Genomic DNA, 206 nt, shown 5'->3' on the forward strand with positions numbered 1-206 from the left:
TCTGGGGTAGATCTTGCCGAACACCTGCTTGGCCTTGATCACCAGGACGTTGTCGCAGGAGATCCGCGTCCCGTCGGCCATCACGTGCTTGCCCCACGGCATCGAACGCAGGTAACGACCGGACTTCTCGCTCCACGTGTAGCTCATCGGGTAGGTGTTCCCCTTCTTCCAGGGGGACGCTCACGAAGCTGGCCGTCTTGCCCGAC

General features: G+C 62.1%; 1 protein-coding gene. It reads right to left on the bottom strand.

Annotation, left to right across the window (positions count from 1 at the left end):
• Positions 1-147 (bottom strand): DUF3048 C-terminal domain-containing protein (locus BN358_RS29295; protein WP_157593511.1); only part of this gene is annotated, 147 nt, incomplete at its 3' end.
• Between the last annotated feature and the right edge of the window lie 59 nt (positions 148-206).

Source organism: Sedimentibacter sp. B4 (assembly GCF_000309315.1).
Taxonomy (GTDB): domain Bacteria; phylum Bacillota; class Clostridia; order Tissierellales; family Sedimentibacteraceae; genus Sedimentibacter; species Sedimentibacter saalensis.